Below are 25273 nucleotides of genomic sequence, written 5' to 3'. Positions count from 1 at the left end.
CTCCATATCTAATGAATTTTCCCTGTTTATGATTATAGGCTCCAACCTTTTCCGGGTCAATGCATCTTTTAGGCTAAAAACATAAAAATTTAATGGTTTAACCACAAAAGTTCAATCGTTTTCATTCATCAGTTGTTCAAGGCAAATTAAAATCTTAGATTACCGCTATTTATAGAACTATGGTTTCCCGTTTGTTGAACGAAGGATTGTCAAGACTTGGGTGACAACTTCTTCGTACTTACCCAGTACTTTCGAAATCAGTTCTCGGGATCATGTACTTTAGTCACCCATCCGTGTTTTCAATGGTTCTAAAACTTCCGTTTATGATACGGAAGACCCTCGCCTTCTTCGCAATACTGTTTAAGACTGTACAAAAAAATAGCCCAGTTATAATTACATACGCGATAAAATGAGGTCACTTCCTCCCAATTCATCTGACGAAAAATGATTGAAGTCTTCCCGTTTTTTTCCTTCATATCAAAAGAAATTGTCGTACCTATCCATTCTGGATCTGAATCAACACACTGCCACAAAATCTTTTTATCGGGAACAAGCTCATCAACCCGCATCTTTGTTAAACCTTTGCCGCCGAATTGGAACTCATTTATACAACCGATCTGATCATTGACTATTAGTTCATTTGTCCATATTTCTGAAAGTCCTTTTGTAGTGGTTAATGCTTCATATACCGTTGAAGCTGGAACATTCACGGTCTGTAAGTGCTCGATATTTGCCATATTGCTCATCCCCTTTTTTTAAGGATTTAATTTATGTAATTATTTGTATACGAAAATTATACCATCAATCATATCAACTCTGTGATGAACATTGGTGTAGCTCCATCCTCTGTATTAAAGCCAAATTTATTATAGAAATCCACTGCATGAGGATAAGAAATTAATACTTTTGTTTTACACCCTTTATATCTATCAAGCATTATATTCATCATTTCCTTACCTATACCGATACTCTTATAACTCGGATTAATAAGCATATAATGAAAATATACCGTTAAAACACCATCTGACAAAGCATTTATTAAACCGACAAGCTTTCCTCCTTCCCAAGCGGTAACAATTGAATGAGACCCTCCGATTGCTTGTAAAAGCTCGTTTGGATACTTGCCAGACTCCCATTCTACCGAAAGAAATAACTCTTGGAGTGCATCCTTAGTGATATCCTCTTTGCTTGAAGCGTAATAAATACTCACCCCTATACCTTCCTTTCATAAAACTAACTACGGCACAACATCTGTTTTAAACTCCCATATTTCGATGGTTTTGCAATCCTTACGAAGCCATAAAATAATATAGACAAAGCAATTTCGGATTTATCAAAGTGAATAATCACTTTAATTACCTCAATATACTCTTAAAAATATGTATAGAAAATGGATTAACTGAAGTGGATTTTGTATTTATTTACATTAAAGAATTCATGAGAATACTTCTTTTACCTAAGCATACTAATCCTAAGAGGTTTATAGCGTTAATTTGCCCGTTAGTTGAATAAAGGCAGCTGATCGCGTTGACTGACGGCTGCCTAATCGTATTTGAGCTAACGCTACCCATTGGTGTAATTACTCAAATATAATCAATGAATTCATTAGTTTTGTTATATCCATAAATTATGATGGAGTCGGTAGTTACTTCACCTGGAACATGTATTTTTTTCAGGATTTGAATTAAATCAGTTTTTATCAAGTCATCTTCAGCATGAATTTCTAACCACTCAATAAATTTGTAGCCACCATCTGAAAAATGGTAATACCAATCTCCATCCCAAAGGCTGATATAGCCAGTATCAATGTCTTTAGTCCTCCATTTGGTTGGAAAAGCATAGTTGAGCATTGCTTGTCTTATTTCTTCCCATTTTGTGTTGTTCATTAAAGGTTTTAGTTCATTTGAATCCATATATTCACCTTTTTCTCCCATCAGTACTGCAAGTGTTTATTCCAGCTTTTATGACCTGGTTCAATTTCATAAATCTTCTACACCGGTGGGTAAGTTTTTACTCGCTACATTTGGCTTCGTGTACATTTTATTGAGTATGATCGTTTGCACGATAATGAATATACCGCCAACTGCCCAATATAATGGTAACGCGGCGGGCATCTGAAAAGAAAATACACCCATCATGATCGGTGACAACAATCCGATGAAAGCCATTTGGTTATTTTGATTTTGCTGATACTGCGCTGAAACGGATTGAGACACGCGGAACTGAACGTAATACACCGCAGCGGCAATAAGCGGCAAAATCATATCTGTTTTCCCCAAGCTAAACCACAGAAAATCGTCCGCTGCAATCTCTGGGGTACGACGAATGGCGTAGTAAAATGCGAGGGTGATCGGCCATTGGAGAAGCATCGGTAAACACCCCATATTTAAGGGATTAAATTGATGCTTCTGGTAGAGCTGCATCATCTCGACTTGCTGTTGTTTTTTTGCATCCGCACTGACGTCGTTCTTATACTTCTCCTTAAGTGCAGTTAACTCCGGCTGGAGGACGGCCATCTTTTCTTTCATGTCCATTTGTTTCTTGGTTTGATTCATCATGAGCGGCATGATCGCGAGTCTGATGATGAAAGTCATCAGCACGATCGATAATCCGTAGTTTCCGTGAAATGCATTCGCGAAGAATTTGATCAAGATCGAAAATGGATAAATAAAAAAGTGGTTAAATACCCCTGCTGAATCGGCATTAATCGAGTTTGATTGGGATGCTGTCGAACACCCGCTGAGCACAATGATCGGAATAACTCCAATCAACATGACGAGAATGGGCTTGGCCCATTTTTGAAACAACAAAATCTTTTTCATCGTTGTCCTCCCTAATTGAAAGTATGGAATATCAATGTGGGGAAGGACTATGGTCTTCTTCATTAGGTGCTTCTCTTCGTCTGGCGGTACGTACTATCCACCGCTGAATGCTGCTCGGTTGTGACAGTCTGACAGCCACAAACCAAGTTAAACCGGCTGGAGCAATTTCATAACCCCAGTGTATCTCTTGTGTAGAAAAATAGGTGAATGGAATTGACACTAAGGAATAGATGAGAGCGATCGAGAACGCCAATTGAACCAAGTCATAAAAATGCTCCAGCCAAGTTCACCTCTGTATGAGCCATATTGGAAAAATTTGAATAATGATTATACGTTAGAGAAAACTGTGTGGTTTCACTAACCTGCCTGTTAGTTGAACAAATAAAAAATGGCTGCCGAAGCAACCGCTATTCCACTAATGTGCCCCGCTAGCTTAATCGACATTACGCACCAGTCCGATAGACTTAGCCTTGCAGGGTTATCTACTGATTACGCCTCACCGAAAAACCCTTAGCAGACCAAGGAGAGCAACTTTCAAATCCTTCTCTTACAGACTATGATTTATTAAATGAGCAATTTCTTTAACTCTCTCCATTGTAATTCCTTCTCTTTGTTCAACTGCAAGTGGATGATTCGTTTGTTCTAATTCTATTAACGGAACAGCACCAACTTCTTGTGTATGTACCATTGTCTTTAACGATAATGTAGTTATTGGATATATTGAAAGTTCAGTCGATAACCAACCAAAATAAGGTTTTTCAGTTTCCCTTCCTTCTACGTGCAATAATTCATTAGATTTCAAAAAGTTTTCTTCGCTAAGAGAAACCCAAACACTCCATATAAATTTCTCTTTACTATCAATTATTGGTATTTCAATATGTCCTCTAATAAAGAAATGCTGTTCATCAATTACACAAAAATCTCTAATTAATTCTGTTCTTTTCTCTTCTGGTACAGTGTAAAAATAATATGGCGCTTCACTTCCGTAACATAAAGGAAGTTCATTTAATTCGTTGTTACAGTGAGGGCATTTCATGTTTTCTGCTCCTTATAGTTTCTTGGTGATTTCTTATAACGTCTTATTCGCGAAATTACTGAGTTATCCTGCCCGTTAGTTCAATAAAATGAACAGCTAGCATCTGCCGGACATAGAAAGACCGCCATTGAAGGCGGTCTAAAAAATTTATCATTTCTACCAAACAATAAGTCCTGGAGATATTAATAACCTCAGATGATTCGCTGTAAGCCTAATTAGAGCGTCTCAACCAATTTCTGAATCTTTGAGTGGGAAATTAAATATACCGGACCCATTATTTCTATTTTGCCGTCCTTTACACGCATTGCACTCTCCTGTTCTGCCGCATAAACATCAATCTCTTCAGACAAGGGGAACAGGTAACCTTGAACAAACGTAGCGTAGTCGCGTTTAGAATGAGATTCATAGGCAAAATGATCAAAGCCAATACCATCATAAATAGTACTTGTTTCAACTTCATTGCCAGTGTTTTTCAAGCATAACCATTTTGCAGCCATGTTTATCGCACCGGCGCTGGCACCCATTATAACGGCATTGCTGTTCTTAATAACATTTGATAATTCATAATCCGCCAAAAAATCGTTTTGCAAAACAGGATCTCCACCGCATAAAAAAATGACAGAAGCGTTGTGAATTAATCGCTGCGCATCTTCCTTCTGCATGCGGTAATCAATGAAATGATATTCATCAAAAATAATGTTAGCCTGATTTAACCATGTACATTCAGAAACATCATCAATGTTAATTTGCTCCCCTGTATAACCAGACGGTTCAGCGCTAATCATAACAAGCGATTTTCTGTCTTGTATATCCTCATGCAAACAATGGACCAGCTTCTCTGGAAAAAAATTATTAAACCAACTGAGATAGTAGTGAGTACTCAAACTTAATTACCTCCATATGTATTTTTCACAATAATAAAATGAAGTTACATATTAGTTATCTAATACGTAACTCCAATTATAAACAATAGCTTCTATTAGTAGAATCTCAAGCAATGGTCTCCATTAAAAATTCGATCACCGGGTAAGAGATCATGTGCCGATCACGGTAAATCGAGGTAATAGCATCTGGCCGTGTGCTAAGGATTGCCTTCTGTAAAAGGGCTGCTTGAAAGCCTCTTTCTTGTGCACCGTTAATAGTAAAGGTTACACAATGTTCTGCGGCGAAGCCCGCAACGATGATGAATTCAACACCATGTTCACGTAGAAGTTGTTCCAAATCCGTCCTCCAAAAAGCATTAGAATATTCTTTTGCCATCTGGATATCTGTCGGTGCTACTGTAATTTCCGGTATGCTATTTCTTGCTTCTGGATCCGTATCCGCATTCGCCCCTTCCATGTCTTGTATATGGATGACGATTTGGTCCTTCGCACGAAGTAACCCAGACACATGATTAATGTATTCACAAGCCTCACTTACATTTAACTTCTCCATATGATCGTGTAAGAAAAGGTTTTGCATATCAATAATTAGAAATCCAATTTTTATTTTGAACTACCCCTCTCAGAATAAATATAGCTAGTTTCTATACTAATCTGGATGAAGATTCAGCTCAAGGGAATAAATGAATTAGACTATTTTGTACAATAACATCATATGTTACGCCATTCCTCTTCATTTAGTTCGTTGTTAATGCCGACCCCAGCTAAGGAGCCCATAGAAGCGGCAATAATGGCTTGATGAAGATGTGTTGCTGCATCACCGGCACTATAAACGCCTGAAACGTTCGTTTTACCGAGATTATCGATGATGACTGCTCCTGTTTCTGTGAGTTCACAACCAATGGCTTGTGGCAAACCCGACCCGATCATGAGCTTCGGTCTAAAAAATATCCCCGTACATCCGATGCTAGTACCATCCTTCAACACAACTTGCTGCACCATGCCATTGTCAGATTCGATCGACTGAATCGGTGAGTCATAGACAGGAATGTTATGTTGATTTAGCTCTTCGCGTTGTGCATCCGTCAAGTCATCAGATCCATTAGTACATATGGTAATCTTTTTCGTCCAACCAGATAACACTTGGGCCATATGCGTTGCATCGGCTCCCTTAACAATTACGACAAGAGGCTGATCTCTTAGTTCCCATCCATCACAATAGGGGCAGATAAAGGCGCTTTTACCATATACGTCTGAGAGTCCCTTAATATCCATCGGGAGGTCCTTCATCCCTATGGCGAAGAGCACTTTTTTACTTTGAAAAGTCTGACCCTGAACCGTCGTAATTTGAAAATCGCCATCGGTTCCCGTAATCGATAGGGCGGTATCTTCCGCAAAAGTAACGGATGGATAGGCACTAATCTGCTCCTTCGCAATCCTCCTAAATTCGCCTGGACTTATAGAATCTCTAGTAAGAAAGCCATGCGTTTCTCGAGTAACCCTATTACGTGCGCGTCCTTCATCAATCACAATCACACTTTTTCTTGCCCTGCCTAGCACGAGAGCAGCATTTAGACCCGCCGGTCCTCCACCGATAATTACACAATCATGAGTCATACTAATTCTCCCTTTCGCTTTTCAATTTATATTAAAGATATTAGAGACTTATGTTATCTGTAATATTCCCAAAAAAAGAACGGATCGCACGGATGATATCCAGAAAGAAGATCTGCTTCCGTCTGAGTCGGTGCCCACCGCTTTGAATATTTCATTCAGTAAACCAATTAAAGGCTTTAGGAGTCTATAATAACTTCGATATAACTAAAACGCAAGCATTTATTCCATTCAAACCTGATTTGAGCCCCATCTTCATTGTAGAATTCTCTACTGCTCTACGATTAAATTATTAAACACAACATCGGAAATTTCCACATCCGCATGTTCTATTTTATTATGAATCAGTTCCTCATATTTTTCATCTATGATTTGGGTTTTGACTTGCTCCTTAACTTTGTCATACTCTTGAAAACCTCTATCTTTATTTTCTATGCATCTTATAATTGTTAAAGTGTTATTTTCTTCTATAATATTACTAATCTCACCAACGCTTATTTTTTTGGCTTCATTAAGAAGTTGTGGATTTACATCATAATCCGTTTTTGATGTAGTTTCATTGAAGGTCTGTGTTTCAAACAAGATCTCTTGATTAGCATTACTTAATTGTTTAAAAGAATATCCATTTTGTAGACTTGTTAACAAGTTCTTCATTACCTTGTCTGCGTTCTTACTTTTTTTCATACTTATTTTTTCTACTTTTATTTGATATGAATCCATGAAGTACTCTTCTTTTACATTTTCATATAACGCTCTTAAGTCGCTTTCATTAATATTAAAGGTTTCTTTTTCAAGTTTTTTCTTAAGCTCTACAACATGATTAGCAAATACATGTGAAAAATATTGATACTCGCTATATTCAATCGGACCGTATATCACCTGATTATTATCAACTGCTATTTTTCTCCGTTTGTTTTCTTGTTCAAGTTCATTCAAGAAGGATCCATAAGAAATATCGTTAGCCACTCCATACTCTTTCATCAATATTTGTTCTGATTTTATTCTAATCAACTCTTTCAAGGCCAAATTCTTTGCATAGTCTATAGGTTTTTCGTTACCATAGACTGTTGTCCAAAAATCTTTATAATTTTTGACACCGTAGTTATTTGAAAAATAATTATATGTTTTTGCAACATAATTATTGTTCAAAATAAGCATGAATTCTGGGATTTGAATCGGTTCACCATTCATTGTCGCTACGGTTTGAATATCTTCAACATCATTATTGGAAGACGGTGCAATAAGAAATAAGGATAGCAAAGCAACAATAACTGTCACTAGTATAATGAACGTCTTCATCAAAGATAACACTCCTCTCACATAGGAATGAACTTTAAATATTTTTAGATCATCAAAGTTAAAGGTTGATATTAAATCAACCTTTAACTCAGATATTCCAGATAATTAATTTAATTCATAAGCCTCAAATATTGCATGGCTTGCTTTAAGAGGACAGCAGCTTCAGCACGTGTCGCAGCGTCTTGTGGAGCAAAGGTTGTTGCCGTCCTTCCAGTTATCAGGCCTTCATTTAAAGCAGCTCCTATAGCACCGTATGCATAGTCTGATATCTGTTCTTTATCTTCAAAAGGAATATTACTGGATACTTCGGTTCCCCCATCCCCCTCGATTAATCGAACAGCATTCATCATCATAACGACCATTTGCTCTCTCGTGATAAGGCTATCAGGATCGAATTCACCTTCACCCGTTCCTTGAACCAAGCCATATTTCGCAGCGACATTGACTTCTGATGCATACCACATCGAAGAAGTAATATCCGCAAATGCATTAGAAACGAAATCCGAAGACAATCCTAGTGCCCTTACGAGAAGAGCTGCGAACTGTGCACGTGTAACCTGCATATCTGGTGAGTACAAGCGGTTTGTTGTTCCTTGGATAACCATTTTGGCAGCCAAGCTCTCCACATCCCTTTTTGCCCAGTGTCCATCCATATCTTCAAATACTTTCTCGTATTGAACAATGGTGTACAAACTACTTGTATTGCTGTTAATCACCACTTCTGTCTGATCATTTTTCACAGTGAAGAACGATGGAATAAACTTCAATTTCCCACTAACCGGATCGTAAACAACTGCAGTAACTCGCGAAGTATTCTTAATAGCTTTATTTACTTTCAGCACTTGTGTAATAAATTTGTCGCCATAGTTACGAATTTCTTCTACTTTATCATTAGATTTAAGAAATACTTTGAACTCAAAAATATCGCTTAAACGACCTAATCCTTGATTGGCAAACGCTTGATCAAACTGCTGTGTCATCTGTGTATTATTCTTATCCATACGGACGATCAGAGCGGCACCTGTATCAGAAGCATTCACAGCCTCGATTTCTTTGCGCTTCAATATTTCAAGCGGAAAATCGAATGAACCTAAGTCACTTTTTACAGTTATCACAGTTTCTGAATTATCTTTAAGACTGTTATACAATATAGACAGTGGTAATTGAACAGCGACCGATGAATGCCCCCCTGGTATATCGATTGTTAGTGTGGGTTTATCCTTAACGCTTAGATCAGCTAATTTTCGAGCTAGTCGACTACTATCAATCACGACATTTACTGCTTTATTTCCATCCTTCATAGAATCTTTCCGAAGCTCAGTATCTTTTGGTATATAAAGTGAAGCATCTTTACTAGAGGGCGGAAGAGTTGGGGTAACATATATGATATTGCTTCCTGATCCCGTATTTCCGTTGCCATTGTTGCCTGACCCACTGTTAGTCTCGGGATGATATTCAAATGCCCCAATATCCGGCTGCCCATTGTACAATGAATTTCCCCAGAAATCGATTCCTCCATTGTTCTCGATAACTAGACCAGCGTTGATCGCAGATGAATCCAATTGTAGCTTATACCCACTAAGTCTGTTCGGATCGCCAAAATCGATGTTCATTCCGCCAGAACCAGGGTTCACCAGCTTTGGATCACCGTATACCGAATTTATGACAGTAATGTCCGCTTCCTCTGTTGAAACCGGTGGCGACATGCCATAAAAGATATTGGTATCAAACAAAAAGTTTTCTACTTTAGGAAATTCATAACTGCCACTTCCTAAATTATAAAATATATTATTATAAAAGCTTGCTGACTTCGGAATGCCGAAATAGTTACTAACTCGTACCATCAATGCGTTGGATAAGCTATCCAGATAGATAGTGTTATTGTAAATTTGAGCATTCGTATTATCACCTAATAATTCAATTACCTTTGCCTTATCATTCTGACTAATATTATATCTAACAATAGTAGAATCATTATAACCGCCTTCAGTAGCGTTAATGATAAGCATAAAGCCCCCGCCATTATCATGACTATAATTGTATTGGAAGATATTCCGACGATTATTAAAATCACTATCAAAACCATGGGCGTCTAAATTATTAGGCAGACGTTTTGTGCCATAGGCTTCATTGTATTGAACGGTAGCATCCTCCGTGTACCAGGTCCATATCGCAACGTTAGCATTATTAGCTCTTGCTGAGGTATCCTTTGCTATATTGTATTCTACTAGAGGCGCTTTACTCGTTTTTGCAACGATCCCATCTCCGCCTATGTCTTCAACAAAGTTGCTTCTAATCACTACATTCGTACTAAATGTTCCATCTGGACTTCTCAGAATAATTCCCGATCGGTCAACGGTTTTAACTGTATTATTCTCGATTAAAATATCATTAAAAGTCGAGGTATCCGCACTTGTCACATAATAAAATATGCCTACCCCTGTATGGGGACTCCGATTATCACCTTTAACATTATGCACATAACAATCCTTAACATAAATATGATCTGCTGTTAAAGGATTCTCACTATCTTCATTGTCAATTTGAATATAAATGCCGTACCTACTCGCCGCTTCTGGAGCGTCATTGATAATTTCCAAATTATTAATTTCCCAATACTCCTGATTAAAAAGATGTACTACCCCCTCATCAATTATTCCATCTCCATCAATAATAGGTTTATTGCCTGTTCCATATCGATCAATAATGATAGGGTTTCCATCACTACCCGATCCTTGAGGCTTCAACTGTCCCTTCCAATACCCTCCAGCTTTAAATAGAAGCTTAGTTCCTGGCTGGAAAACAACAGAATTGACCTTTTCAAGAGTTTGCCATGCAGCATCCGCATTAGTTCCAGTATTTAAATCATTTCCATTAAAAGGATCAATATAATAGGTCGCTGATGGTACTACTTCTGGCTCCTCTGGTACCTGAGGATTCAAATCTTCAAATCTCACTGCATCCGCCCGTGTATATAAATTCCGATCCTTTGAGTTTTTAGTTATCTTTACATATCCCGAATTCTCTTCGGTGAAAGTATAAACCCCTAGACTAACCCAACCTGATGAACTTAATGAACCTGGCGTCCCAGCTTTCCAATTCTGAAATATAAGATCCGTTCCATTTTCGTGTACAACCTCAATTTCGACGTTACTCTCACTAGCGGCATTGACAAGGCTGTAGATAAATACTTCGTACTCTCCTGGATTCTGAATTTTCGGGGTCCACTTTGCCCAACTCCCTGGTTCGGTTGTATATCTTGATCCAGAACCTTTATAACCCAGCACACCACTCTTCTCCCATTTACCGTTCTCCTCATACCCTTCATCCCCATTATCAATTACAATGGAAGACGCAAAACTAACCGCAGAAATTGAGAAATACAACAATGAAAACAGCATGAATTGAAATAATATCTTTTTAACCATGCTAGAGATCTACTCCCTTCAGTTGATCTACCGTTAAAAGTATGCGCTTACATAAAGTTGATCATAATAAAAAGCTACATCCATAGCTAAGTTAAAATTCAAATTCGTTTCCTCTTTTGAAGAACCCAAGAAGATCACCTTACAGGACAATAAGTGATCTTCTCTGTCTGTTCATATGTCTAATTATTCGGCGCGGATAATCAAGCAAGCCCCTGCGCTCACTTCTGCATAAACTCGATTCGGGGCAAGTCGTTGTATTGTTGCAGCTTCGCCATCAATAATGAAAGCTTGTGTAGCATGAATAAAACATTGTTGTTCACGTGAAGCAACAATACGCGCTTCTTTTAGCAAGCCTACCTCCCACGTTATGGAAACCTCGAAGCCTCCACGTGCGCGTAAACCTGAAACGAAGCCGTTGCTCCACGAGTCCGGAAGAGCAGGCAGTAAAGCAAGTTCATCGGAAGTGCTCTGCAGCAGCATTTCAACCACACCTGCTGATCCGCCGAAATTACCGTCAATTTGAAATGGCGGACAAACGTCTAAGAGATTGAATTGTGTAGAGTGCCGCAACAGCATCTCAATCATAGTTTCCGCTTGGTTTCCGTCCTCTAAACGTGCGAATAGATTAATCAACCACGCGCAGCTCCAGCCAGTATGACCACCGCCATTTGCCAAGCGTAGTTCAATCGTACGCCTCGCGGCCTCAATCAAATTTGGACTCCCTTGATGAATACTGGTTCCTGGGAAAAGGCCGTACAAATGGGACATATGACGGTGACCTGGTTCTTCTTCTACATAATCCTCAGACCACTCCATCAGTTGTCCTTTCTTACCGATACGCAAAGGGGGTAGCCTCTCCTTAGCCTGGGAAACTATTTCCAAGAAACCCTCGTTTTCACCAACTACGGGGCCAGCTTTAATGCATTGTTCAAAAAGCTCGTTAATAATTTGCACCGTAGCTGCTGGACTCATATCAAGGCTTCCGATTGTGCCGTCAGGCGCGATATATTGATTCTCGGGCGACGTTGTCGGTCCAGATACTAGGTGTCCTGTAACCGGGTGCTCAACCATAAAGTCGAGATAAAAGAGTGTTGCCTCCTTTATGAACGGATAAGCCCTCAGTCGCAGAAAATCGAGATCACCGCTAAATAAATAATGCTCCCACATATGTGAAGCCAGCCATGCTGCTCCTTCATGCCACAGCAAATGCACGTAGTTCCGAAGGGTCGTCGTGTGCCAAGGATTCGTACGAACGCCGAATGCAATGCCATTGCTGCCATAACGCTCCAAAGCAGTTCGTCTTCCTTCCCGGCGTAACGCCTCCAAAAAGGTGAAAAGGGGCTCCGCAAGCTCTGACAGATTGCAGGTTTCTGCAAGCCAATAGTTCATCTGCAGGTTTATATTGATCGTATAGTCGGAGAACCAGGGTGGTGTAAAGCTCTCGTTCCATATGCCTTGAAGATTAGCCGGAAGCGTCCCAGGCCTCGAACATGCAATGAGTAAATATCGCCCAAAGTGGAAATGCAGCGCAATCAAGCTGAGATCAATTTCTCCATGGCGAAATGCTTCTAGCCGAATATCCGTGGGTATGTTTTCTTTCCCACCTTCGTCTAAGCGCAGTTGAACCCGTTCGAACAGCTCACCATGGTCCTTTACGTGAGACAATCGGATAGCTTCGTAACCTTTGCACACTGCTTTATCCAATTCTTCTCGGCAAACGAGTGCAGGTTCCCTCTTCCGGTAAGTAGTTTGAGCGGTCATAAATATAGTTGCCGTTCGAAAGCCTTCAAGGCGCAAGCCAGATTCAACTGGGAAGACACAACCCTCTTCTAGAACGACACGCAGCTGCACCTCAAAACCAACCCCGCCATCCTCACACTCCCCGCTCATCATGAGCGTATCGCAGCCATCGAACGTTAGCTTAACCGGTTGTTTCCGATCCAACATAATCGTGCAAGCATAATCTCGAAGAAGCTGCCCTTCCTGTTCTAACCTAACGATAAGTGCTTGATCCGGAAAGCTGCAGAATACTCGACGTAAAAAATGAGTTTCTCCGAAACGGTATGATGTGGTTGTAATCGCTGTATTCAAGTCCAATTCCCGTTCATAATTAGACGGCTCACCCTCTGGCAGCCTAAATGAGAGCAACAAATCGCCAAGCGGCTGATAGTTTCCGTAATTCGGGTTATTAGGAATGCGCATTGTTTCATGTGCAAGATCATGCGCCTCTTTGTGTTTGCCTTGGAATAGCAAGTCGCGGACTTGATCTAACGAAATTTGCGTCAAAGGATTTTCATTCTCATGCGGTTGCCCTGACCATACACTGTCCTCATTGAGTGCGATCCTTTCCTCTCGAACACCACCGAAAATCATGCCTCCTAGCCTGCCATTTCCAACAGGTAGAGCTTCATTCCAATCTGTTGCAGATTTGTTGAACCAAATTCGTTTCGAATAATTCGATGACTCTTCTTGAATCATAATAACGCCTCCCAGTGGTACGTAATGAATGATTATGAGTAGACGCGAACTTCAACAACTTCCGCAAAACGACCTCCATTTGAAGCTTCCACGACGAGGCGAAGCGCACTTGCCTTGACTGGAGCAGGCAAACGATGTATTCTTTTTCGTTTGTAATTCCCCTTTTCCCGATGTAATACAGTCCACTTTCCTTCCGAAAATGCTTCTAGTCGATAATCCCGAACAAGCTCCGGAATAGTATCGAACGGAGTACGGTGATGATGAAGATTAATTAGATCTTCATTTACGTCATCGTTAAAGACGATGTGTACTTGATTCAGTTCGACAGGTCTGTCTGTCCAGCTCAATTCTAGGCAGGCCTCTTCTCCACAGCTCAGTTCTTCCGATTTCCAAGCGTGAGGACCATCGTATGGACGACGATAACCGTCGATCGCTTTATACGCACTATAGGCTTCTATCTCTGGAAACGCGCGAAAGCAGAAAGTCTTTCGTTCAAGTCCATTAGTCCTCCACATGACCAACAGTTGATCCTCTTGCTGATCCGTGAGTGTATTCGTCTCCATCACACCATCGTTTTTACGGAAACTTAGAACGCCAGTCTCGTAACGATCATCGACGCGCAGGGTAATACAAGAATTGGACTTTATAATAATGAATGCATTCCTCGGAGTACCCGGTTTCCAAGACAATGGGAAACTCACCCACTGAGCTTCGCCAGCTGAAACGCTTACTGTCGCCGATGTTTCTAATTGAATAGGTACATAATTTTGCGGACTTCCCGTGCTCCATACTTCTACCGTTAACTTGGTATCGCCAGCTGAGTCTAGCAGCAACTCCAACTCTGAAAGCTCAGGATTAACAGGTAACAGCAAGCCAGCATCTGTCTCTAGCGCGAATTTGTCCGATGGATTCTCTGCAGCAAGCCGTACTCGGGTACTTGAGGCACAAATGGTTGCCCTCTGCGCCTGATCACGATCGTCATGGTTGACGATACCAAGGACAGAAGCGTCTTGTCGTAGCAGTGTCTGACTTAGCTCTTCCAGATGTATCTCATAGACATCACGTGGCGAACCCCCATGCTGTACCGCTATTGCAGCGCCTGTTCCCGCTGCCTCACCCATAACTGCGCAGGTCGCCATGACCCGGGTCGTTCCAAAGGCAATATGCGTTGCGCTCACATTACGTCCCGCAAACATCAAGTTGGAGACGTTGATTGAATAAAGTGACCGAAACGGAATATGATAGCTACCATCCATATGCCAATGCTTCGAACCGCTTTCTATCGAATACATACCTTGAGGCGGGTGAAGGTCGATCGACCAACCACCAAAGGTGACGCTGTCCTCAAATCTTCGTTGTGCAATAATATCGTTTTGATTAAGCACGTAATCGCCTATAAAGCGGCGATATTCTCGTTTGCCGGGCAACGCACCAATCCATTCTAACGTCATATTTTCAGAGTCAAACTTGCCAGAATTTTTAATATAGTCCCATATTCCATAGATGACAGACCATAGCTCATCCCGAATGCGCTCATTCTCATGTACGGTATCTAGCTCGCCCCCCCACTCGACCCACCAGTAATCGCAACCAGAATCACCACTGCGAATTACCCTTGTTATAGGAATCGTTGTTTGCAAAATATCTTTAGCGAAGCTTGGCGGTACATATTTTACAGGATGACCCGCATCTTTGGTGTAGAACAAGATCGTGCTGCCTAGAGTGATATCGTCGGCATTCTCAGGAGCCCAAGCCTCTCCGTACTCGTTATGGGCTTCGCGTCCCAATCGGTACTGAGCACCAGCAAGAAATCCGATCAGCCCATCACCTGTACAATCGAGGTAAATTTCACTTTTCAGTCGAATTTTTCGTTCGGAACCCATCATCCAGCCTGTGACGGAGCAGATGCGTCTCTGATCCGCTTCTCCCTCAGCTTCAACTTCATGCACATCAGTGTTTAAGAACAAACGGATATTCGGTTCGGCTTTCACTGCCTCCATTACAACTAGATCCCAGATATAAGGGTTCCCATCCGGGTTGCAGAACTGATTCTCAATAAACAATTCGCCCATGATACCCGTCTCTCGCGCATTACGGTGTTTACCATGCGCGGTTGCCCCACAGACCCAGACGCGCACCTCACTGCTGGAGTTCCCACCCAGAACAGGACGATTATGAACAAGTGCAACGGTTCGTCCTAGACGAGCAGCTGCGATCGCCGCGTTGACACCGGCTAAACCTCCTCCTACTACTGTAATGTCTATCTGAATGGTTTCCTCCCTCATTACATTCACCTCAACCTTTCACCGCAGCATTGGCAACACCTTGAATGATGTATTTCTGGAAAATTATAAATATGATTATCATAGGCAGGATCGCTGCTGAAGCTGCCGCCATCATACCGTTATAATCGATTGAATTTTCTAAAATAAAATTCTGTAGCCCCAGCGGTATCGTGTATAGATTCTTATCGATCAGAAATATTAGTGAATTCTCATAATCATTCCAATTCCACGAGAAATCCAGAATGGCAAGTGTGGCAATGGCTGGTTTAGCTAGTGGTACAATTAATTGAATGAATATCCGAAAGTGGCCTGCCCCATCTATTAATGCAGCTTCCGTGATCTCCTTCGGAATACCCATAAAGAACTGGCGAAGCAAAAACACGCCAAAGATGGTGAAGATGCCAGGCAAGATTAATGCCCAATGTGAATTAAAAATACCCATTTCGTTAAACATAATGAACTTTGGCACGAATAAAATTTGGGGAGGGATAAGCATCATGGATAAGTACAACAGAAACAATGAATCTCTACCCCTAAATTCAATTCTGGCAAATCCATATGCCGCTAAGCTTGATACGAATAATGAACCTACCGTTGAAAGAACGGCCACCTTTAATGAATTCGAATAATATTGAATAAAGTTTTGTTCACCAAACCAAACATTGAAATGATGACTCCATTGAAACTTATCCGGAATCCATTTAATCGGATAGTCAAACACTTCTAACGGTGTTTTTACAGATGTACTAAGCATCCATATAAACGGGAGAATCATAAGTACACCGAAGATTAATGCAATGGCCGTTGGAATTAGCTTTCGGAGTTCTATTGGATGCGTCCGTTTCTTAACGGATGCTTGTTTCTGTAGAATATGATTTATAACAGTTGCTTTCATGGTTTAGCCTCCTTTTACCCGTAATGCACCCATTTTTTTTGTCCGTACCAATTGAAAAGCATGAGGATGAGAACAAAAGCAAAGAGCACCCATGACGCCGCTGAGGCAAAACCCATCTCATAATAACGAAATGCAGATTTATAAATATATAGTGATAGGACTGTCGTACTATCCCCTGGTCCGCCACCAGTAATCGCCTGTATAATGCCAAAGGATTTTATCGCGCCTATAAAGCCAGTAATTAGGAGTAAAAAAGAAGATGGACTGATTAACGGCAACATGATATGCCTTACAATTTGATTCGACTTAGCGCCGTCGATTTTTGCTGCTTCCAGCAATTCTGGTGATACTTCCTGTAAGGCTGCAAGATAAATAATCATGTTGTAGCCAATCATAATCCAAACCTGGATAATAACGATGGCGTAAATTGAAGTGTTTGTTGTAGACAGCCATCCAGGAGGGTCAGATATACCAATCGCTCTCAGCGTTCCATTGATAGGACCATTTTGGGGTTCAAATAACAGCATCCATACAAATGCAATAGCCACGCCGTTCATGACATAAGGTAAGAAATACATGGATCTGAGCAGCTTTTGAAAGTAAACCTTGCGATTTAAAAAATAAGCAATAAAAAACGAAATAAACATGGATACGGGCACACTCATAACAAATATAAAAGTGTTCTTAATTGATCGATAAAAGGACCCATCATTAAATAATCTATTAAAATTATCTATACCTATAAATTCGGGTGATTTTCCACTCATATAAGTCCAGTCCGTAAACATCAAATAGAATGAGAATAATGCAGGCACCAAAAAGAAAAATATAATGCCGATCATGCTCGGTGTGATAAATAGGTATCCTGCCAGCTTCTGCTTTAAGTTATAATTCCACTTCATAGAAGTACCTCCGAGTAGGTGGAGGAAGATTCCCTGAATCCCTGAATGCTTCCTCCAGAAATCTATCAATTGTTACTGGGCCAATAATTCATTATGTCTCTTAACGATACTTTTAATTGTTTCGTCTAGACTTTTCTCTTTTAGGAAATAACGTTCTATTTCTTCCTTCCTCATATCCGATACTTTACGGTCAATGCTGTTGATATATTTAGGACTGTTCCCGAGTACAACTGCTTTTAACGAGTCCATGTCATAAAGATCCTCCATGCCAGCTGTCATCAATTTAACAGTTTGATCCAAATCCGTATGCTTAGAGGCTGGAATTCTTCCTCCCTTTGCCAAATATTGCGAACCAACATCCGCGTACCATTTTAGAAAGGCCCAAGCTTCTTCTTTATGCTCTGAATTTGCATTAATAGAAACCACATCGCCTAAGCCGCCTTCAATTTTGAAATTCGATTGTTTATCTACTGCACTTGGTATAGTGGCAAAAGCAATTTTGAAATCCCGAGGATAATCTGTCAGATTGTTAGATGATCTAAAAATCCAGCCACCGGCGCCAAGCATAGCTGCTTTTTTAGTTAAGAACATTGCATCCACAGCCATTTTAGAAGCACTTTGATCCCCATAGGTTGGAATTGATTTATCCTCATGCATCATGGCATGCCAATTTTGCAGACTTTCTCTGACCTCTGGGGCATCAAATTTCGAAGTTTTATTTTCAGCGATCGCATTTTGGAAGGTGCCGTCAATTTGCATATAATAGTACCAATCAAATTGTGCATAGCCATATTCAAAATCTTGTTTCAACACCTTCGCATATTTACGTAAATCATTCTGGGACCAGTCCAGTGGAGGAATTGGTAAATTTGCTGCGTCTAAAGCATTTTTATTAAGAAAAATAAAGTTATTTCCTTTACTTGTTGGTATGCCATAAAATTTAGCGTTAACTTGCCAATCTGCCGCCTCAGGACCCATGGCATCCAAAATGTCATAATCGCTAAATTGACTTAAATCAAGAGCAGCCTTACTGTCAACACGTTTACCAAGAAACCCCTTGTTATAATTCACATAAAGGTCTACATCCTGCCCCGTTACCAATGCTGTATCCAGCTTAAGATTTCCACTATCGTCATTTACGTATCGAATATACTCCACTTGAATCTTCGGGTTCTCTGCATTCCAAGCATCTACTGCTTCTTGCGGACCCGCTTCTTCTGGAACGGAGCCCCAGAATGTTAGTTTTACAGGCTCTTCTGAAACAGCGCTACTCGAAGGCTTAGATGGACTATCACTTGCATTGATGCTAGTACTAGAGTCCCCTGATTTACCGCATGCTGCTAGTACTAGGGTGATAGCTAGTAACACTACAGGTGCAGAATATCTCTTTCTTGTCTTCACATTAACCCCTCCGTGTTCTAAGTTAAGTTTTACAGCTAAAGCATATCACCGGAGTAAGCGCGTTCACAGAAACAGATTTCGTGTAAAATTACACATTTTTCGTGTTTACGTTTTTTATTTTTTATAGGGCATGATTGTGGATCTCCGATATTCACTTGGCGTTACCCCCATAATTTTTTTGAAAACTCGTATGTAATAATTTACATTTATAAAACCGCATAACTCTGAAATATGCGAAATTGACGAATCTGTATCGCATAAATAGGTTATGGACTTCTCCACTCTCACCTTTTGGACAAAAGAAATAAGCGAATGGCCTGTTTTTTTACTAAACAATTCACTTACATAATTCTGATTCATATTGATATAAGCGGACATTTCTTTCAGCGTGATTTGGTCTTTGTAATTTTGATATATATAATTCATGATCTTATTGATTTCAGGGTGATCCGTGAAGGTCTGTTTAGTATTAGTCGGCTTGCTTTCCGGTAAAATCTTTTCGATCATCGTTAACTTCCTCATTTGTTGCAGTTCCTTATTCAATTTTTTTAATAGTGCCTGCATCTTCTCACGTTCTAAAGATAACTTCAGAATATATCCTGACGCACCATGCTCGATTGCTTGTTGCGCATACTCAAATTCACTCATGCAAGTTAACATGATAAACCTGCAATTATAGCCATTGTCACGAACAGTTTTCAAAAGTGTAATACCGTCCATTACAGGCATCATAATATCGCATATGACTAAATCAGGTTGGTGCTCTTTAATAAACTCAAATGCACTTAGCCCATGGTGGCATTCTCCGACAATCGAAAAGCCTTCCTCTTCCCATGAAATAAAATTTCTTAAGTAGCTTAATGAATGTATCTCATCCTCAACAAGAAGTGTTCTCCACATGTTATTTCTCTCCTTTTCGATACGGCTCTGATAGCAGATATGGAATAGTCAATTGAACAGTTGTCCCCTGCTCAGAAGAGACCATTGAGAACTTCGCTTTGTCCTTAAACAAAAGTTGTAATCGCTCTTTAATATTGTCGATACTAATCCCTTTACGCCGTCTTAAAGATTTGATAGCCCCTGCCTTCTCTATGCCCATTCCGTTATCAGAAACCTCTATCACTAAATTCTGTTCCTGCTTACTAGCTCGCACTGTAATGACAGGTTCTGCAATCGTCTGAAAGGCATGTGTAATTGCATTCTCCACAAGCGGCTGTATGCTAAATTTCGGAACAAGCGTGTGGTTCAGATCAGACTCGCATTCATATTTAATTTGAATATGACTTCCAAAACGTTGCTGGTGGATCAAAAAATAAGCTTGAATCATACTCATTTCTTCTTCCAAGTAAATCATATCAACGTCGGTATTCAGGCTTGTCTCAAGGATTCTGCCCAGTGCGATGCATACCTCATGGACCTTATGCTGTTCCTCCGGAATAACAGACATACTCTTTATTGTATTTAGAGTATTTAATAAAAAGTGAGGGTTCATCTGTGAGAGCAGAACTTGAAATCGGACAGCCTCCTTTTGCCGCTCCTCTATCTTGAGCTTAGAAATCAAACTTTCAATTTCCACTACCATCGAGTTAAAGCTTTGTGCAAGGGTTAGTATTTCTCCATCAAAGCGCTCTTCATCTAACCGCGTTTTAAGATTCGTCTTCGCCAGTTGTCGCATTTTCAATTGCAATTCCCTTAGAGGACGACTCACACTAGATGAAATAAAGAATGTCACCATGACAAACAATACGGTCAGTATGGTAAAAGTCCAGAAAAATGAACGTTTCAATTGATTGGTTTCTGCAAACAAGGTATCAAGCGGTACCATGCGGACTAAATACCATTCGAGTTTTGGAACGTAACTATAATGATAAGCAAATTGTTTATCCATTATTTTTGTGGAAGTAATCGTTTTCATTTTCTCAAATAGCTGAGCACCATTAACTTGATCACTACTTCCAGTCGTAAGTATGATCTCGCCATTCTTGTCCATGATCAAATAATGTTCACCTTGCGTTGAATTCTTCTTCATTTTAGAAATCCATTGCCTATAATCTATACCTATACGCACGATAGCATAAGGGTTTAATGATTTGTCCTTAAGAACACTGTATAGGGACAATATATCCAGACTCGTTGTATAGTCTCGGTTTACATAATTCGCCTCTCTTTGCCATCTGTAAGTCTCGTTGTTGGAGAGCATCTCCGAGTACATCGCCATCATGGTCTTTGATTGATTGTTATTGTTCAGTGGACTATACGTTAAGAATACATTGTCTTTAAGATCTGAGATGGTGTAGAACACAGGGGGGGCAGAGAGAAACAAACTGATCATAAATCCATTGAGAAGTGCTTCAATCTCGTCTCTCCGTTCAAGATAGGTATATTGCTCTGGGTGCTTCAATCTTTGTTCTGTGGATGGGTCTTGTTCAATCAATATCATTGTTTTTGCAGCAATACCCATATAATCTTCTAACTCCTGCCGAATCTTTTCTAATGAGCTTTGGCTTTGTTCACTATTTTTTAACCACATCTTTTCTTCAGCGGTGTAGAAGTTATATAGGTTAATGGATGATAGAGGTATAAGCAGCAATAAGAAATATGCAACGAAAAGCTTATACTTCAATGATGATGGAACAACTTTTTTTAATACCTGCTTTAATGAATATCGTGCCAATCCATTCCCTCCCACCTAATTGAATTTTTTATTGTTTCTTCCACTCATTTTTAGATTTTCAATACATGATTGTCAAGAGAGATGATTATATGATGCTGTGCAGAGCAAAAAACACGAAGGGAACTGGACGGTTAATCCAATTTCCACTCGTGTTAGGGAATTAGCGATAATAAATAAAAGGCTTGAATAATAAACAAATATAATTTCATCGCTTCAAATCCTTTGCGCTTTATTCCATGATTATACATCTGCCCTCCATAGGGCGATAGCCCCTGTAAAATGAATACAATATTAGATAATGGGTTTGCCTTCTAAAATCAAAAGGCTCTGACAGAAATGAAAAGACAAATAAGGATGTCTCTGAAGTATTAGCTTCAAGACATCCTTAAGTAGGTCTTCATAAGGAACTCATAGAAAGGTCGAGTCGTTCGATTAAAGCTCTACCGGCCGGATTCTGCCGTCTTCTTCATAATGGAGTTCCGTGAATTTCATACTGCGTTTATGGTCCACGCCGCCAGAAAGCGATGCGTCATGATAGAATAAATACCATTTCTCGTTAAATTCCACGATAGAATGATGGGTCGTCCAGCCAACGACTGGATTCAGGATCGTTCCTTGAAAAACAAAGGGTCCGCAAGGCTTATCACTCACCGCGTAGACGATCTTATGGGTTGTGCCAGTAGAGTACGAGAGATAGTATTTCCCTTTATACTTGTGCATCCATGGACCCTCGAAGTATCTCCTGTCTTCATCACCCGCAAGGATTGAGTTCCCTTCTTCATCAATAATGGAGATCTCCTGAGGGTCAGATTTGAATGACAGCATGTCTTCACTCAGCTCGCCCACCCAAGGACCGTAAGCCGGTTCCTCTGGGCCCTTTTCTACCGCATCTTGTTGAAAAATACCGTCTTGCCACTTTTCTAATTGTCCGCCCCATAAGCCGCCAAAATACATGTAGGCTCTTTCATCCTCGTCCACGAATACTGCTGGATCGATGCTGAAGCTCCCTTCGATATAGCTTTCTTGAGCCTGGAAAGGACCAGACGGAGAAGTTGACGTAGCCACTCCGATACGGAAAATACCCTGCTTGTCCCGGGCTGGGAAAAATAAATAATACGTCCCCTGCCGGTACGCGGCATCGGGCGCCCACATTTGCTTCGAAGCCCAAGGCACATCCCGAAGATGAAGCGCCTCTCCGTGATCTACACAGGGCGATTTAGGATCTTCCAAGGAAAACACATGATAATCCTCCATCGCATATTGGTCACCATTATCATTCGTAGGTCCATCATGGTCAATATCATGGGATGGGTAAATATACAGCTTGCCCTCAAATACATGAGCGGAGGGATCGGCTGTATAGAGATGGGTAACTAACGGTTCATTTTTTGTTGCCATAATAGGACTCTCCTCCTGATTGAGATTACGCCTGTTGATTAGCCAAGCAGAAATGGATTTTACCGTCCTTATAGGGACGGTTCCGTTTCTGCGAGAAATATCAGAACATGAGTAGACATGTGAAACTTATACTTTCTGATATTTCAAAAAAAGGTACACTAAGGCGCTCCTAAAGTATTTTCAGCTAATGCTCTCACATTTCCATAACTATAATTTAGCTAATCAACAGGCCTAGATTGGAATTGATTCGTTCCACGGTCCTTCCTTATTCGAAGCCAGCTTGCCGGGGTTATTCTTTGACACCACCAAGCGCTACGCCCGCGATAATGTATCTGGATAACAAGAAGTAAACTATAAACAACGGTAAAGCCGTCAAAGCCAGACCCATATAGATCGAGCCGAACTCCGTTTTGTAGATATCACCTCGGAGCAAGCTTACCATGATTGGCATAGTATATTTCTCCTTCTGTGTCAGCAATATCAGCGGCATGAACAAGTTGTTCCAGTTAGCCACAAAGGCAAAGATGGCTTGTGTTGCTACTGCCGGCATCATCAGCGGTAAGATAATCCGGTTGAAAGTGAAGAATTCACCAGACCCATCTACACGCGCAGCTTCCACGATCTCTATCGACAGAGTTGCGAGCAAGTATTGGCGCATGAAGAACACCACAGCCGGTGCAGCAATTGCTGGTAGAATCAGCGGGAGAAAATTGTTGGTCCAATGTAATTTATACATGAACTGATAGAATCCGATTGCGCTTGCCTGGGAAGGAATCATCATCACGCACATGATGAAGGTAAAGAATGGCCCCCGTAGCTTCCAGCTGTAAGTGACGAGCCCATAGGCCGCCAAGGACGAGAAATAGACTGTACAGATGGTTGCAGAACTGGCAATAATAAATGAATTCAGGAACCCTTGAAGCGGATCAAAGCTCTTATCGAGCAACACTCGCAGATTGCTCATCATGTGGCTCGAAGGAAGCAGAGAAAGTCCGCTTTGAATTTCCGGTGTAGAGCGTGTGGCATTTACAAACATGATCCAAAACGGCAGGATACTGAGCACCGCCAAAGAGATGCAAACAACATAGATAATTGTCTTGTTGATCTTTCGGTTAACGGTTCCGCTTTTCTGATTATTTGCCATGTGTTACACCTCCCTCACGGGCTGCTATAGCAGCTTTTCTATTCTTTTGTTTTTGTATTTTTTTAAGTCTTGACGCATCACGGTCACGCATCACGTAGAACAGTATTCCGGCCAATATTGCCGAAATCAAGAACATAATCATGCTCGCTGCTGCAGCACGATTGTACATATAGCTGCCCTTGAATGCTTGCCCGTAGATAAACATGGATGTGGTAAGCGTAGAATCGTCCGGCCCGCCTGCAAGGAATAATTGCGGAATATCGAACATGGTCAAACCACCCACCATCGATGTAATTAGTGTGAACAGCAATATCGTACGCAGACTCGGCAGTGTGATGCGGAAAAAGGTTTGAAACCCGTTGGCCCCGTCAATCGATGCAGACTCGAAGAGAGCAGGATTTATACCCATAACGCCAGCAATCAGGACGATCATGGTGTTGCCGTACCACATCCAGAACTGGATGAACGCGACAATGCCCCGTGCTGTCGTCTTATCCTGCAGGAAGAACACCGGAGCGTCGGTCCACCCCAACATTTGAAACAAACTGTTTACAGGACCCATCGGATAGGCGAATAAAGTGCTAAACAACACGGCAATCGTACTCGCTGTGATGATATTAGGCATATAGAGCAGAACCTTGAACAAGCCTTGTCCCTTTATATTGAGACGCTTATTCGTGAACCATGCCGTTAGCAAGAGCGCGAGAAGCATCTGGGGAACGAAGTTAGTAATCCAGAGCAATCCAGTGTTGATCAAAGACTTCCGGAACGAAGGATTATCAAAGAGAAGATCTTTGAAGTTTTGAAAAGGATTATCAAGAATATGGATCGGTTTTGGTATGATTCCTTTCATATCGGTGAATCCAATGACTGCGGTATATAAAATGGGATACAGTGAGAAAATCAGAAATGCAAGAACAAATGGGAAGGTAAAAATATAACCGTATTTCGAATAGTTCACATTTTTGCGGCGCATGCTCTCACCTCTTTAGTTGATATGAAGGGGCGGGATT

At 40.8% G+C, this 25273-nt stretch carries 20 protein-coding genes; all 20 read right to left on the bottom strand.

From position 1 onward, the window contains the following. Positions 1-308: 308 nt before the first annotated feature. The 20 genes from MKX35_RS06890 to MKX35_RS06795 all read right to left on the bottom strand — a co-directional run bounded on the left by MKX35_RS06890 (position 309) and on the right by MKX35_RS06795 (position 25236). The gene (locus MKX35_RS06890) at positions 309-737 is read right to left on the bottom strand and encodes an SRPBCC family protein (RefSeq protein WP_076285537.1); all 429 of its coding nucleotides are present in this window, start codon (positions 735-737) and stop codon (positions 309-311) included. 68 nt (positions 738-805) lie between these two features. Continuing rightward, positions 806-1210 carry a GNAT family N-acetyltransferase gene (locus tag MKX35_RS06885; RefSeq protein WP_076300937.1) on the bottom strand — a complete coding sequence of 135 codons (405 nt, stop codon included), beginning with the start codon at positions 1208-1210 and terminating at the stop codon, positions 806-808. Positions 1211-1583: 373 nt separating this feature from the next. Further along, positions 1584-1934: a DUF6678 family protein gene (locus MKX35_RS06880; protein ID WP_341043977.1), complete on the bottom strand. Its 351-nt coding sequence runs from the start codon at positions 1932-1934 to the stop codon at positions 1584-1586. Positions 1935-1979: 45 nt separating this feature from the next. Then, on the bottom strand, positions 1980-2822 hold the full coding sequence (gene yidC / locus MKX35_RS06875) for a membrane protein insertase YidC (RefSeq protein WP_076300936.1): 843 nt from the start codon (positions 2820-2822) through the stop codon (positions 1980-1982). Positions 2823-3369: 547 nt separating this feature from the next. After that, positions 3370-3858, bottom strand: coding sequence for a DUF2199 domain-containing protein (locus MKX35_RS06870; protein WP_076300935.1), 489 nt, complete (start codon positions 3856-3858; stop codon positions 3370-3372). Positions 3859-4073: 215 nt separating this feature from the next. After that, the gene (locus MKX35_RS06865; protein WP_076300934.1) at positions 4074-4742 is read right to left on the bottom strand and encodes a Type 1 glutamine amidotransferase-like domain-containing protein; all 669 of its coding nucleotides are present in this window, start codon (positions 4740-4742) and stop codon (positions 4074-4076) included. Between the two features lie 106 nt (positions 4743-4848). Then, on the bottom strand, positions 4849-5328 hold the full coding sequence (locus tag MKX35_RS06860) for a cysteine hydrolase family protein (RefSeq protein WP_341044455.1): 480 nt from the start codon (positions 5326-5328) through the stop codon (positions 4849-4851). Between the two features lie 125 nt (positions 5329-5453). Then, on the bottom strand, positions 5454-6359 hold the full coding sequence (locus tag MKX35_RS06855; RefSeq protein WP_076300933.1) for an NAD(P)/FAD-dependent oxidoreductase: 906 nt from the start codon (positions 6357-6359) through the stop codon (positions 5454-5456). A 267-nt stretch (positions 6360-6626) separates the two neighbouring features. After that, positions 6627-7634, bottom strand: a complete 1008-nt coding sequence (locus MKX35_RS06850; protein WP_341043973.1) for a peptidylprolyl isomerase — start codon at positions 7632-7634, stop codon at positions 6627-6629. A gap of 131 nt (positions 7635-7765) precedes the next feature. Next, complete coding sequence (locus MKX35_RS06845) at positions 7766-11083, bottom strand: S-layer homology domain-containing protein (protein ID WP_076300931.1); 3318 nt, start codon at positions 11081-11083, stop codon at positions 7766-7768. Between the two features lie 183 nt (positions 11084-11266). After that, positions 11267-13561 carry a glycoside hydrolase family 95 protein gene (locus MKX35_RS06840; RefSeq protein ID WP_076300930.1) on the bottom strand — a complete coding sequence of 765 codons (2295 nt, stop codon included), beginning with the start codon at positions 13559-13561 and terminating at the stop codon, positions 11267-11269. Between the two features lie 32 nt (positions 13562-13593). Next, a complete protein-coding gene (locus MKX35_RS06835) occupies positions 13594-15846 on the bottom strand; it encodes an FAD-dependent oxidoreductase (protein ID WP_076300929.1) in 2253 nt (750 codons plus the stop codon). A 10-nt stretch (positions 15847-15856) separates the two neighbouring features. Continuing rightward, entirely contained in the window at positions 15857-16621 is a 765-nt protein-coding gene (locus MKX35_RS06830) for a carbohydrate ABC transporter permease (RefSeq protein WP_256716427.1), read from the bottom strand. Positions 16622-16755: 134 nt separating this feature from the next. After that, on the bottom strand, positions 16756-17643 hold the full coding sequence (locus MKX35_RS06825; RefSeq protein WP_076300928.1) for a carbohydrate ABC transporter permease: 888 nt from the start codon (positions 17641-17643) through the stop codon (positions 16756-16758). Positions 17644-17715: 72 nt separating this feature from the next. Continuing rightward, positions 17716-19044, bottom strand: a complete 1329-nt coding sequence (locus MKX35_RS06820) for an ABC transporter substrate-binding protein (RefSeq protein ID WP_076300927.1) — start codon at positions 19042-19044, stop codon at positions 17716-17718. A 114-nt stretch (positions 19045-19158) separates the two neighbouring features. After that, entirely contained in the window at positions 19159-19944 is a 786-nt protein-coding gene (locus MKX35_RS06815; RefSeq protein ID WP_076300926.1) for a response regulator transcription factor, read from the bottom strand. A gap of 1 nt (position 19945) precedes the next feature. Continuing rightward, a complete protein-coding gene (locus MKX35_RS06810) occupies positions 19946-21718 on the bottom strand; it encodes a cache domain-containing sensor histidine kinase (protein WP_076300925.1) in 1773 nt (590 codons plus the stop codon). A 432-nt stretch (positions 21719-22150) separates the two neighbouring features. Further along, the gene (locus MKX35_RS06805; protein ID WP_076300924.1) at positions 22151-23116 is read right to left on the bottom strand and encodes a glycoside hydrolase family 43 protein; all 966 of its coding nucleotides are present in this window, start codon (positions 23114-23116) and stop codon (positions 22151-22153) included. Positions 23117-23405: 289 nt separating this feature from the next. Beyond that, positions 23406-24260: a carbohydrate ABC transporter permease gene (locus MKX35_RS06800; RefSeq protein WP_076300923.1), complete on the bottom strand. Its 855-nt coding sequence runs from the start codon at positions 24258-24260 to the stop codon at positions 23406-23408. Beyond that, positions 24250-25236, bottom strand: a complete 987-nt coding sequence (locus MKX35_RS06795; protein WP_042192055.1) for a carbohydrate ABC transporter permease — start codon at positions 25234-25236, stop codon at positions 24250-24252. The genes MKX35_RS06800 and MKX35_RS06795 overlap by 11 nt, the downstream gene beginning before the upstream one ends. Between the last annotated feature and the right edge of the window lie 37 nt (positions 25237-25273).

It is taken from the genome of Paenibacillus sp. FSL R5-0923 (assembly GCF_038009145.1).
Classification (GTDB): Bacteria; Bacillota; Bacilli; order Paenibacillales; family Paenibacillaceae; genus Paenibacillus_AQ.
Note: the sequence above shows the minus strand (reverse complement) of the source record. Positions and strands in the feature narration are given on the sequence as shown.